Consider the following 12,835-nt stretch of genomic DNA (forward strand, 5'->3'; position numbering starts at 1 on the left):
CCTACGACAGCACCGAATGGCGAGGCCCCCGTCACGGTGATCTCTCACCGTGACGGGGGCCTGCGACCCACAACTCTCGGGCCGATCAGCTGCAGCCGCTGGTCGAGCCGCATCCCTCGCAGACGTAGCAGGATCCGGAGGGCCGCATCTTGGTGCCGCAGGTCATGCACAGCGGGGCGTCGACCTCACGGCCGAGCTGCTCCTCCAGCAGTTCGGCGCTGGTGTGGGCCCCGCCGACGTGCTCGGGGGCCGGCGTCGGGTCGAACAGCCCTGGCTGGGCGGCGCCGTCCTCGTGCACCCGCACCCGGTCGGCCGGGGTCTCCTTGAGGCTCTCGGAGTCGATGAGCTCGGCCTCGTCCTCCTCCGACAGGTAGGAGCCGGTCTCGACGTAGTGCGCCCGCTCGGCCGAGGTGTAGATCCCCAGCTCCGCCCGCTCGTCGAAGGACAGGTAGTCCAGGGCGAGTCGCCGGAAGATGTAGTCGATGATCGACTGGGCGATCCGGATGTCCGAGTCGTCGGTCATGCCGGCCGGCTCGAACTTCATGTTGGCGAACTTCTGGACGAAGCTCTCCAGCGGCACTCCGTACTGCAGACCGATGGAGATGGCGATCGAGAAGGCATCCATCGCGCCGGCCAGGGTGGATCCCTGCTTGCCGAGCTTGAGGAAGATCTCTCCCAGCCGACCATCGTTGTAGGCGCCGGTGGTGAGGTATCCGCCGGCCCCGGCGACCTGGAAGCTGGTGGTGCGACCCAGCCGGGACTTCGGCAGCCGCTGGCGGCGCGGCCGGTACTCGATGCGGACCTCCGGCTCGGGCTCCTTCTTGTCCCCGGCCTTGTCGCCGGTGGTCTCCACCGACAGCGGCTGGCCGACCTTGCAGTTGTCGCGGTAGACCGCGACGGCCTTCAGGCCGAGCTTCCAGCTCTGCATGTAGACATCGGCGATGTCCTCGACGGTGGCACTCTCGGGCAGGTTGACGGTCTTGGAGATGGCTCCCGACAGGAAGGGCTGGACGGCGGCCATCATCCGCACGTGGCCCATCGGGGCGATCGCCCGCTCGCCCATCGCGCAGTCGAAGACCTCGTAGTGGGCCTTGTCGAGATGGGGGGCGCCGATCACCGATCCGTGCTCGGCGATCCAGGCGACGATCTGGTCGGCGTCGCTGGTGGAGTAGCCGAGATTGGTCAGGGCGCGCGGGACGGTCTGGTTGACGATCTGCATCGAGGAGCCGTCGACCATCTTCTTGAACTTGACCAGGGAGAAGTCGGGCTCGATGCCGGTGGTGTCGCAGTCCATCATGAAGCCGATGGTGCCGGTGGGGGCCAGCACCGAGGCCTGGGCGTTGCGGAACCCGTTCTCGGCGCCCAGCTCGACGACCCGGTCCCACTCGGCACGGGCGGCGGTGAGCACGGCGGTGTCGTTGGTGTGCAGCGGGTGGACGTCGTTGTTGGCGTCGCGGTGCTTGCGCATCACGGCCTGGTGGGGCTCGGCGTTGGCGGCGTAGCCGTTGTAGGGGCCGACCACGGCGGCCAGCTCGGCGCTGCGCCGGTAGGCGACGCCGGTCATCAGGGAGGTGATGGCGGCGGCCAGGTTGCGCCCGCCCTCGGAGTCGTAGCCCAGTCCCATCGCCATCAGCAGGGCGCCGAGGTTGGCGTAGCCGATGCCGAGCTGGCGGAAGTCGCGGGTGGTCTGGCCGATCGACTCGGTCGGGAAGTCGGCGAAGCAGATCGAGATGTCCATCGCGGTGATGACGATCTCGACGGCGCGGGTGAACCGGGCGACGTCGAAGACCTCATCGGCCCCGACGAACTTGAGCAGGTTGAGGCTGGCCAGGTTGCACGAGGAGTTGTCCAGGCTCATGTACTCCGAGCAGGGGTTCGACGCGTTGATCCGCCCGGTGTTCGGGTCGGTGTGCCAGGCGTTGATGGTGTCGTCGTACTGCAGTCCGGGGTCGGCGCACTCCCAGGCGGCGTGGGCGATCTTGCCGAACAGCTGCCGGGCGTCGACCTCGTCGATCACCTTGCCGGGCTCGACCCGGGAGGTGAGACCGAACGTGGTGCCCTTCTCGACGGCGGTCATGAAGGTGTCGGAGACGCGCACCGAGTTGTTGGCGTTCTGGTACTGGACCGAGGCCATGTCGCGGCCGCCGATCTCCATGTCGAAGCCGGCATCGCGCAGCGCACGGATCTTGTCCTCCTCGCGCGCCTTGGTCTCGACGAACTCCTCGATGTCGGGGTGGTCGACGTCCAGCACGACCATCTTGGCGGCCCGGCGGGTCGCTCCGCCGGACTTGATGGTGCCGGCCGAGGCATCGGCCCCGCGCATGAAGGAGACCGGCCCCGAGGCGGTACCGCCCGAGGACAGCAGCTCCTTGGAGGATCGGATCCGGGAGATGTTCACGCCGGCCCCGGAACCGCCCTTGAAGATGAATCCCTCCTCGGTGTACCAGTTCAGGATCGACTCCATCGAGTCGTCGACCGACAGGATGAAGCAGGCACTGACCTGCTGGGGACTGGTGGTCCCGACGTTGAACCAGACCGGGGAGTTGAAGCTGAAGTACTGGTGGACCAGCAGCCAGGTGAGCTCCTCGCTGTAGACCTTGGCGTCCTTGGCGCTGGCGAAGTAGCCGTTGTCCTGACCGGCCCTCACGTAGGTCTTCACGACCCGGTCGATGAGGGTCTTGAGGCTGTCCTCGCGGGCCGGGGTCCCCAGGGCACCGCGGAAGTACTTGTTGGTGACGATCGTGGAGGCGTTGACGCTCCAGAAATCGGGGAACTCGACGCCGCGCTGCTCGAAGACGACCTCTCCGGTGCGCCAGTTCTTCTGGACGACGTCACGGCGCTGCCAGGTGACCTCGTCATAGGGATGCACCCCCTCGGTGCTGAACACCCTGCGAACGGGCAGGCCCGAGGAGGCCGGTGTCGTGCTGCGCGACGCCGTCTTGGTCTCAGTCATGGGTTATCCCTCACCTCGTCAAGCGACGATCTGTTCTCATACTCGGTTGGACACGGACCATGACCGGGGTCGTGGTCGTGCTTCTTTCATCTCTCATGGCGGAGGCCGGGCTGTGAACCCTGCCCCGCAGGTTCCTGGGGGTCAGAACAACGGCTGACTCGCCGCATCCCTGACCGGTGCCGGTTGGCCCTGGTCGACCGACGGTCGGTCGGTCCCGTCGGCCTTGAGGCGATCGATCTCCTTGACGAAGTCGTCGATCGTCTCGTAGTGGCGATACACAGACGCAAAGCGAAGGTAGGCGATCGGGTCGAGATCGCGCAGCGGCGGCAGGATCGCCAGACCGACCTCATCGCTGGGAATCACCGAGGCTCCCGAGGCGCGCAGGGCGGCCTCGACCCGCTGACCGAGCAGCGCCAGGTCGGCGCTGCTCACCGGTCGACCCTCGCAGGCCTTGCGGACCCCCTGGACGACCTTCTCCCGGCTGAACGGCTCCTCCGAGCCGTCCTTCTTGCGGACCACCATAAGCATCCGCTCGATGGTGGTGAAGCGACGCTCGCACACCGGGCACTGCCGGCGCCGACGGATCGCCAGACCGTCCTCGCAGACCCTGGAGTCGAGCACCCGGGAGTCCTCGTGCTGACAGAACGGACAGCGCATCGTGACCCCTCCCGTCCTTGGTCGACCGGCCTGCACGGACCTCGTGCGTGAGACCTAGAGTACCGCGAAAATCCACTAGTTCTAGTTCTGGCGTGTCGCTGTTGACACTAGATGTAGTGTCTCCCCGAAATCATCCGGCGAACCCTCCGGAGATCTGGAAGAGCTGCCACAGGCCGACCGCCGCCCCGGTCACCATCAGTGCCAGGAGGCTCGCCATCACCAGATTCCAGACCATATCCGGATCGGCCCACCAGGGGCGAAGCGATCCAGCGCCGGCGGCCAGCTCCCGCCGGTCGATCATCACGACCGGCTCGGACTCATCGAGGATCTCCTCGATCGCCGGCCACGGCCCGACGATGACCTGCCCGGCCCCCTGATCGACCTCTTCCCCGTCCCACGCGCGTGTCTGAACGCTCATCGGAGTGCTCCTTCGTCAGGTCCCCGGCCATCCGCCGGGGACGTGACTTCATCAAAGCTGCGAGCACTGACAGTTCTGGGAGGGATTCCTGCAGGGCCGTCGCCACGGGGTTTCCAAGGGGTCGTCCCCGCCCCTCTGCGCAGCTCCTGGCCAGCGACGCTGTCCGACAGTCTGCAGGGCCGTCGCCACGGGGTTTCCAAGGGGTCGTCCCCGCCCCTCTGCGCAGCTCCTGGCCAGCGCCAGCGACGCTGTCCGACAGTCTGCAGGGCCGTCGCCACGGGGTTTCCAAGGGGTCGTCCCCTTGGCTCAGCTCAGCCTCTTCAACGCCCCGATCGCGACCTCGCGGTCGGTGGTGGTCCAGAACCCCGGCATCGAGGCGCGCAGGAAGGATCCGTAGCGCGCCGTCACCAGCCGGGGGTCGAGGACCGCCACCACCCCCTTGTCGTCGGCGCGTCGGATCAGCCGGCCCGATCCCTGGGCCAGCAGGAGTGCGGCGTGTCCGGCCGAGACGGTCATGAACCCGTTGCCGCCGGCCTCCTGGACGGCCTGACTGCGGGCCTGGGTGAGGGGGTCGTCGGGACGTGGGAAGGGGATCTTGTCGATGACCACCAGCCGGCAGGTGTCCCCCGGAACGTCGACCCCCTGCCACAGCGACAGGGTGCCGAACAGACAGGTGGCCGGATCGTCGATGAACTGCCGGGTGAGCCCCGCCAGGTGCCCCTCCCCCTGGCACAGCACCGGAACCTTCGGCAGGGCGTGTCGCAGGTGCTCGGCGGCCCGCACCGCATTGCGCTGGGAGGCGAACAGGCCGAGGGTGCGTCCGCCGGCGGCCCAGACCAGTTCGGCCAGGTCGTCGAGGACCTCCTCGGCGATTCCGTCCCGTCGCGGCCGGGGCAAATCGCGACCGACGTAGAGGATCCCCTGGGAGCGGTAGTCGAAGGGTGAGCCGACATCGACCCCCCGCCAGGCCATCTCGGTGTCCAGCACCTCGGGCGTGTCGTCGACCCGTTCCCCGGGTTGCAGTCCGACGTCGCGGGCCGCCGAGGTGAACTCCCCGCCGATCTTCAGGGTCGCCGAGGTGAGGATGGTGGTGGCCCCGGACAGCACATTGGCGCGCAGCAGCCCCGCGACCTTGAGAGGTGCGACCTGTGCGGCCCGCCCGGTGTACTCCGACTCGCTGATCCACACGACATCGGCGGTGGCCAGGGCGGCGATCCGTTCGGCGACCTCGAAGACCTCGCGCATCGCACCCTGGGCCTGGGTCCGTTCGGCATCGGCCCCGGCCTCCTCCCCCTCATCGCGTCGTCCCAGCGCAGAGACGGCGGATCGGGACAGGTCGCGCAGGCTCTGGGCGGCCACGATGAGCGAGGCTCCGGGGTCGGTGACCCGGCCCGGTTCGGTGGCCTCCAGGGCCTCGTGGAGGGTGTCGGCCTGGTCGAGCAGGTCGGCGGCCAGGTTGTCGTCGAGCCAGGATGCGGCACGTTTGGCGACGGCGGTCACCAGGGTGGGGGTGAGCAGGGCCGAGGCGGCACCGGTGAACCGGTCGACCACCTCGTGGGCCTCGTCGATGATGACGACCTCGTGCTCGGGGAGCACATTGCCGTCGTTGAGGGCGTCGATGGCCAGCAGGGCGTGGTTGGTGACCACCAGATCGGCCTCCCGGGCCTTCTGACGGGCCACCTCGAAGAGACACTCCTCGGCGAACGGGCAGCGCGTGCCGAGACACTCGCGGGCCGGCACCGAGACCTGCGACCAGGCTCGTGGCGAGTGGTCGGGAGCGTCGTCGCGATCGCCCAGCAGGCCGCGGTCGGCCTGGTCCTCGGCCCACTCGCGCAGCATCACGACCTCGGCGCCCAGGCGGGAGTCGGGGTCGCCGGCGGCGGACTGGTCGGCGGTCAGCTGGCCGCCGGTGAGCAGGGCGTCCTGGTCGGGTCGCACCCCGTCACGCACCCGGTAGAGGCAGGCGTGGTTCGAGCGTCCCTTGAGCACCGCGGTCCGTGGGGTGCGCTTCAGGGTGGCGGCGGCGGCCTTCAGGGCGGCGGGAATGTCCTTGTGGGCGAGCTGGGCCTGGAGGGCGAGGGTGGCGGTGGCGACGATCACCCGGGTGTCGTGGTCGACGGCCCGTGCCAGGGCCGGTGCCAGGTAGCCCAGCGACTTGCCGGTGCCCGTCCCGGCCTGCACGAGAAGGTGGATCCCCTCGTCCATCGCTCGGTCGACCGCGTCTGCCATCTCCAGCTGGCCCGGCCTGGGACTGCCCCCGATGGCCTCGACCGCGGCGGCCAGCAGGGCGCGGTGGGCCGGCACCGGACTCACCGGGCGGCGACCGCGGCGGCGCGCACCTCGGCGGCCAGGCCGGGGTGCAGGTGGGCCACCACGTGGGTCCCCTCGCCGGTGTGCTCGACCGAGACGATGGTGCCGAGTCGGTGGATCCTGTCGACCAGATCGCCCCGCTGGTAGGGCAGCACGGCGTCGACCAGCTCCTCGGGGACCGGCAGTCCCTCCTCGATCCGGGAGACCAGCTCCTCGATCCCCTCGCCGCTGTGCGCCGAGACGAGCAGGGCCCCGGGGAAGGTGGCGCGCAGCGCCATCTCGTCGTCGCTGCTCAGCAGGTCGGCCTTGTTGAGGACCAGGAGTTCGGGCAGCTCGCCGGCACCGATCCCCGACAGGACCTGGTGGACCGCCGCAACCTGACCGGCAGGATCGGGAGCGGCGGCGTCGACGACGTGGACCAGCAGATCGGCCTGGGCGGTCTCCTCCAGAGTGGAGGCGAAGGCCTCGACCAGGTGGAGCGGAAGGTGGCGGACGAATCCAACGGTGTCGGTGAGGGTGTAGACCCGGCCGTCCTCGGCGGTGGCCCGTCTGGTGGTCGGGTCGAGAGTGGCGAAGAGGGCGTCCTCCACGAGCACCCCGGCCCGGGTGAGGCGATTGAGCAGGGACGACTTGCCGGCATTGGTGTATCCGACGATGGCGACCGAGGGGATCGCATTGCGGTTCCGGTCGGCGCGCTTCTCCTGGCGGGTGGAGTGCATCGCGCGGAGCTTTCGGCGAAGCCGGGAGATCCGGGTGTTGATGCGACGTCGATCTGTCTCGATCTTCGTCTCGCCGGGACCGCGGCCGCCGATCCCGGCCCCCGCGGCCGCCCGGCCGCCGGCCTGCCGGGACAGGCTGTGGCCCCAGCCGCGCAGCCGCTGCTTCATGTACTGGAGCTGGGCCAGCTCGACCTGGGTCTTGCCCTCGACGCTGCTGGCGTGCTGGGCGAAGATGTCGAGGATGAGGATGGTGCGATCGATGACCTTGACGCCGACCCGGTCCTCGAGGTTGCGCAACTGGGCGCCGTCCAGCTCCCCGTCGCAGATCACGGTGTCGGCACCGGTGGCGACCACCACCTCCTTGAGCTCCTCGACCTTGCCGGACCCGATGTAGGTGGCCGGATCGGGGGTGGGACGCCGTTGGATGAGGCCGTCGAGTACCTGGGAGCCCGCGGTCTCGGCGAGCAGCTTGAGCTCCTCCATCGCGTTCTGGGCGTCCTCGGCGCTGCCCTCGGTCCACACCGATGCGAGCACCACCCGCTCCAGACGCAGGGTCCGGTACTCGACCTCGGTGATGTCGGACAGGTCGGTGGACATGCCCGGCACCCGGGTCAGTGCCAGCCGCGCGTCCAGGTCGAACTGGTCGCCGTCCCAGTTCTCGTCTGTCGGGGTCTCATCTGCCGGGGTCTCGTCTGCCGGGGTCTCAGAGGTCCGGTTCTCATCGTCCCGGGCCTCGTTGCCGGTGCTGTCCTGGTCGTCCCGGTGCTGCCCGGGCATGTTCTCAGGGGGTACGTCATCGATCGAAGTCATCAGCCACAGCTTTCCACGACTGCCTGCTGTTTTCCACGGCCGGCGCCTGCGGCATCCCGATCGCGGCCGGTCAGCCGAGGTCGGGACAGATCACCTCGCCGTGGATCTGGATCACCGCCGGACCGATCAGCCGGAACCCGTCGTCGGACTCCTCGACGACGATCCTGCCTCCCGGCACGTCGACCGTCCAGGGTCCGTGGTGTCCGGTGGCGGCCGTCATGGCCGCCGCCACGGCCACCGTTCCGGTGCCGCAGGACAGCGTCTCGCCGACACCCCTCTCATGGACCCTCATCCGGACGTGTCCCGGCTCGATCATCTCGACGAACTCGATATTGACCCCGTCGGGGAATGCCGACCGGGGCTCCCAGCTGGGCTGGGTCTGCACCGGCAGCTCGTCGAGGTCGTCGTCGGCCCCCAGCAGGACCACGGCGTGCGGGTTGCCGACGTCGACCGGTGTGGCCTGCCAGCTTCTCCCGTCCAGGGTGACGGTCACCGGCTCGTCACTGACCGCGGCACGGCCCAGGTCGGCGGTGATGGTGCCGTCGCCGTGCACCAGGACGTGCTTGACCCCGACCCGGGTGGCGATGTCCACCTCGTTGCCGGTGATGAGGCCCTCCTCGCGGAGGAACTCGGCGAAGACTCGCAGACCGTTGCCGCACATCTCGGCGATCGAACCGTCGGCATTGCGGAAGTCCATGAACCACATGTCGGGGCGGCCGTCCCACTCGGGGATGTTGCTGGCGCGGGTGGCGCGCAGCAGGCCGTCGCCGCCGACGCCGAACCTGCGGTCGCACAGCCACTTGACGTGCGCCGGGGTGAGATTGAGCATCCCCGGTCGGTCGAGCAGGATGACGAAGTCGTTCCCGGTGCCCTGGCCCTTCGAGAACTGTGTGGTCCACATGGCCACCATGCTTACCCCGTGGGCGCCGGTCGTCAACAGCGGGGGAGCCATTTCTCGGTGCTCCCTGCCAAGGGCTCCCCCTCAGCGTGACTCCAGCCACTCCAGGACCCGGTCCACCAGATCGGGGTCAAGCGCGTCGAACCAGTGGATCCGGGGATCGCGCCGGTACCACATGAGCTGCTTGCGGGCGAACCTGCGAGTCCGCACGACGGTGTCGGTGCGCGCCCTGTCCTCGTCGATGTGACCGTCGAGGAGATCCAGCACCTGGCGGTAGCCCAGTGCCCGCGATGCCGTGCGGCCCTGTCTCAGACCGGCCTCGACTAGACCTCTGACCTCCGCGACCAGACCCTCGCTCCACATCTGGTCGACCCGCTGCTGAATCCGGGCGTCCAGGTCCTCACGGGAGAGGGTCAGGCCGATCTCCACGGTTCCCGGGTAGTGGAAGCGCCCGTCGGGAAGTGTCGCCGAGAAGGACCCGGTCAGCTCCACGACCTCCAGGGCTCTGACGATCCGCCGTCCGTTGCCCGGCAGGATGGCCGCCGCCGCTGCCGGGTCGAGACGGGCCAGCCGCCGGTGGAGCTGCTCGGCCCCGACATCGTCCAGCTCGGCCTCCAGACGCGATCTCACCGCCGGATCGGTCGGCGGGATCTCCAGCTCATCGAGAACGGCCCGGCTGTAGAGGGCCGATCCTCCGACCACCAGGGGGAGCACCCTGCGTGCGGCGCAGTCCTCGATGGCGCTGCGCGCCATCTGCTGGATGAGCGCGATGGAGGAGGTCCGGGTGACCTCGAGGACGTCGACCAGATGGTGGCGCACCCTGGCCAGCTCGGTGGGGTGCGGCTTGGCGGTGCCGATGTCCATCCCGCGATAGACCAGCATCGAGTCGGCGTTGACGATCTCGGCGGGGGTTCCGCCGGCGGCCATCCGCTCGGCCAGCGCGACGGCCAGGGCAGACTTGCCGCTCGCGGTCGGCCCGAGCACGGCGATCACCGGGGGGACCACCATGCGACCTCCTCCAGGGGCGGCCCATCGGCCGTCATCTCGAATTCTGAGAAATTCTGAGCTCGGCCCTTGCGCACCGGAGCTGTGATGAGCACACTGTACTGAACCGGACGGAGGGGTGATCCCCCGAGTGAGGAGGGCCTATGGGACTCTTTGACAAGGCCAAGGACGCCGTGATCAACCATCAGGACAAGATCAAGGACGCCGTCAACAGCCACGAGGACCAGATCGATCAGGCAGTGGACAAGATCGGTGACAAGATTGACTCAGTCACCGGCGACAAGTTCTCAGGTCAGATCGATGCAGCCCAGAAGGCAGTCAAGGACAGGACCGGAAACCTCTGAGTTTCCGTCTCCGATGACGGCCCACAGATCTTGACGAGGTGTCACTCGGCGGTTCCGCTTCGGCGGAGGCCCGCCCAGGGCACGGCAGAGGGGCGACAGCACATGGCTGTCGCCCCTCTGTCATGTCCGGACATCATTCCGGGCGCCTCACCTCACCCGAGACGCGGCACAGCAGGTCCTCACCGGGCCGACGAGCCGATGACCGGCATCCCCAGCGAGACCGTGCGCGTCTGGGGAGTCATTGCGACGACGTCCTCCCGGGACTCCTCGCGGGCCTGCCAGGCGTCTCCACCCCTGGTTCGCCGCAGATCCAGCAGGCCGCCATCGGCGATCAGGTGGTGGGGCGCCCCGTGGCTGATCCGCACCGTCCCGATGTCACCGGGGCGGGGGCGCTGCTGGCCGGGGGCCAGGCTCACATGGATGAGCCGGTTGTCCCGGGCGCGTCCGGTGACCCGGTGCGTCTCCTCGTCCTTGCGACCCTCCCCCAGGGCGAACATCACCTCGGCGGTGCTTCCCTCCAGGGTGCGGTTCTCCGCCCAGGCGATCCGGTCGACCAGGGCGACCAGCCGCTCGTAACGCTCCTGGACGACCTGCTTGGGCACCTGGTCCGCCATCTCGCCGGCCGGGGTGCCGGGCCGGATCGAGTACTGGAAGGTGTAAGCGGCCGAGAACCGGGCCTGCTCGACGACCCTCATCGTCTCGGCGAAGTCCGCCTCGGTCTCACCGGGGAAACCGACGATGATGTCGGTGGTGATCGCGGCGTGCGGGATGGCCTCGCGCACCCTCTCGAGGATGCCGAGGAACCGGGTGCTGCGGTAGGAGCGCCTCATCTGACGAAGGATCCGGTCGGATCCGGACTGCAGGGGCATGTGCAGGCTCGGCATCACGTTGGGGGTCTGAGCCATCGCCTCGATGACGTCGTCGGTGAAGGCCGCCGGGTGCGGGGAGGTGAATCGCACCCGCTCGAGGCCGTCGATCTGGCCGCAGGCGCGCAGCAGCTTCGCGAACGCCCCCCGGTCTCCGAACTGGACGCCGTAGGAGTTGACGTTCTGGCCGAGCAGGGTGATCTCCTGGACCCCCTCGTCGACCAGGGCGCGGATCTCGGCGAGGATGTCTCCGGGACGCCGGTCGGTCTCCTTGCCCCTCAGCTGGGGGACGATGCAGAAGGTGCAGGTGTTGTTGCAGCCCACAGAGATCGACACCCAGGCGGAGTACGCCGACTCGCGGTGGGTCGGCAGATTGCTGGGGAAGGTCTGGAGGGCCTCCTTGATCTCGACCTGAGCGGCCTCCAGGGACCGGGAACGTTCCAACAGCGCCGGCAGTGACCCGAGGTTGTGGGTGCCGAAGACGACGTCGACCCAGGGCGCCCGGTCGACCACCACCTGCTTGTCCTTCTGGGCCATGCAACCGCCGACGGCCAGCTGCATCCCGGGATTGGCCTCCTTGACCGAGGCCATGTGGCCCAGGGTTCCGTACAACCGGTTGTCGGCGTTCTCGCGGACCGCGCAGGTGTTGAAGACGACGACGTCGGCGGGATCGAGGCTGCCGGTGCGCGGGTCGGGGACGTAGCCCGCCGACTCGAGCATCCCGGCGATGCGCTCGGAGTCGTGGACGTTCATCTGGCACCCGTAGGTGACAACCCGGTAGGTGGGGGAATCTGTCTGGGTCATGGCGTGCACACTGTACCGGTCCCTCCGGTCCTGTCCATCCGAGCATCTGTCGGCGGAGGTCACGACGGCTCTAGAGTGAGGCTCATGGACTCAATGACCGAATCCTCCCTCCAGACCGTGCTGCCGACCGGTCGCCAGTACACCCTCTCGTCCGCGGGATATCGGGCGATCATCTGCGAGCAGGGCGCGACGCTGCGCAGCCTCACCCATGACGGCGAGGACCTGCTGCTCACCTTCCCGGCCGACCAGTCCCCGCGGGGCTCCCGCGGCCAGCACCTGCTGCCCTGGCCCAACAGGATCCGCGACGGCCGGTACACCTTCGACGGCATGACCCAGCAGCTCCCGATCAACGAGGTCGCTTTCAACAACGCGATCCACGGCCTGACCCGGTGGATGGCCTGGACCCTGGAGGATCTCGCCGAGGACCGCGTCACCCTCTCGCTGACGCTGCTGGCCCAGCCCGGCTGGCCGGGGTGCGTGCGGTTGAGCCTCACCCACCGGCTCAGCGCCCAAGGACTGACCGTCGAGGTCGGGGCCCGCAATGTCGGAGAGACGGCGGTGCCCTTCGGCTATGCCGCCCACCCCTATCTCGTCGCGGGGTCCACACCTGTCGACCAGTGGCAGGTCACCGCCCCCTTCGGGACCTTCCTGGAGGTGGACGAGCGGCTGCTGCCGATCCGTCTGGGAGCGGTCGACGGCAGACCTCAGGACCTGCGCAGCGGTGACCAGTTCGGCGACCGGGTGCTCGACACCGCCTACACCGGGGCACCAGAGGGCCGGCCGTGGCGGATCGAGGTGCAGGCCGGTGACCTGACGCGGGCGATCTGGGCCGGTCCGGGAATGGCGTGGAGCCAGGTCTTCACCCCCAGGGACCGGATGTCCCTGGCCCTGGAACCGATGACCTGCGGCCCCGACGCCTTCAACCCGGGCCCCACCCATGACTCGGTGATTCGTCTGGAACCCGGAGATCAGGTCGAGTTCAGCTGGGGCATCAGCATCTGAGACCTCAGTGCCGGGGGCCGGACTGGCCGGCTCCCTCAGTCCCGGGGGC

General features: G+C 68.9%; 10 protein-coding genes. 2 read left to right on the forward strand and 8 right to left on the reverse strand.

Annotation, left to right across the window (positions count from 1 at the left end; translation table 11 throughout):
* Positions 1-85 precede the first annotated feature (85 nt).
* The 7 genes from FEZ32_RS12175 to miaA form a co-directional block, all read right to left on the reverse strand.
* The gene (locus FEZ32_RS12175; protein ID WP_028702978.1) at positions 86-2,953 is read right to left on the reverse strand and encodes a vitamin B12-dependent ribonucleotide reductase; all 2,868 of its coding nucleotides are present in this window, start codon (positions 2,951-2,953) and stop codon (positions 86-88) included.
* 141 nt (positions 2,954-3,094) lie between these two features.
* Positions 3,095-3,610, reverse strand: coding sequence for a transcriptional regulator NrdR (gene nrdR, locus FEZ32_RS12180; protein ID WP_028702977.1), 516 nt, complete (start codon positions 3,608-3,610; stop codon positions 3,095-3,097).
* Positions 3,611-3,740: 130 nt separating this feature from the next.
* Complete coding sequence (locus tag FEZ32_RS12185) at positions 3,741-4,028, reverse strand: hypothetical protein (RefSeq protein WP_028702976.1); 288 nt, start codon at positions 4,026-4,028, stop codon at positions 3,741-3,743.
* A gap of 306 nt (positions 4,029-4,334) precedes the next feature.
* Complete coding sequence (locus FEZ32_RS12190; RefSeq protein WP_028702975.1) at positions 4,335-6,341, reverse strand: ATP-dependent DNA helicase; 2,007 nt, start codon at positions 6,339-6,341, stop codon at positions 4,335-4,337.
* On the reverse strand, positions 6,338-7,867 hold the full coding sequence (gene hflX / locus FEZ32_RS12195; protein ID WP_244937867.1) for a GTPase HflX: 1,530 nt from the start codon (positions 7,865-7,867) through the stop codon (positions 6,338-6,340). Before hflX ends, FEZ32_RS12190 begins: the two co-directional genes overlap by 4 nt.
* A gap of 70 nt (positions 7,868-7,937) precedes the next feature.
* Entirely contained in the window at positions 7,938-8,768 is an 831-nt protein-coding gene (gene dapF, locus FEZ32_RS12200; protein ID WP_138680697.1) for a diaminopimelate epimerase, read from the reverse strand.
* A gap of 81 nt (positions 8,769-8,849) precedes the next feature.
* Positions 8,850-9,773 (reverse strand): tRNA (adenosine(37)-N6)-dimethylallyltransferase MiaA, encoded by a 924-nt coding sequence (gene miaA, locus FEZ32_RS12205; protein ID WP_138680698.1) that lies wholly within the window; start codon positions 9,771-9,773, stop codon positions 8,850-8,852.
* Between the two features lie 140 nt (positions 9,774-9,913).
* On the opposite strand from miaA, the gene FEZ32_RS12210 reads away from it, so the two are divergent.
* The gene (locus tag FEZ32_RS12210; protein ID WP_028702972.1) at positions 9,914-10,114 is read left to right on the forward strand and encodes an antitoxin; all 201 of its coding nucleotides are present in this window, start codon (positions 9,914-9,916) and stop codon (positions 10,112-10,114) included.
* Positions 10,115-10,293: 179 nt separating this feature from the next.
* Here the strand turns inward: FEZ32_RS12210 and miaB are convergent, their stop codons facing one another.
* Entirely contained in the window at positions 10,294-11,784 is a 1,491-nt protein-coding gene (gene miaB, locus FEZ32_RS12215) for a tRNA (N6-isopentenyl adenosine(37)-C2)-methylthiotransferase MiaB (RefSeq protein ID WP_028702971.1), read from the reverse strand.
* An 84-nt stretch (positions 11,785-11,868) separates the two neighbouring features.
* Here miaB and FEZ32_RS12220 point away from each other — a divergent pair, with 84 nt between their 5' ends.
* Positions 11,869-12,786, forward strand: a complete 918-nt coding sequence (locus FEZ32_RS12220; RefSeq protein WP_084149333.1) for an aldose 1-epimerase family protein — start codon at positions 11,869-11,871, stop codon at positions 12,784-12,786.
* The last annotated feature ends 49 nt before the right edge of the window (positions 12,787-12,835 follow it).

This window comes from Acidipropionibacterium jensenii (assembly GCF_005890135.1).
Classification (GTDB): domain Bacteria; phylum Actinomycetota; class Actinomycetes; order Propionibacteriales; family Propionibacteriaceae; genus Acidipropionibacterium; species Acidipropionibacterium jensenii.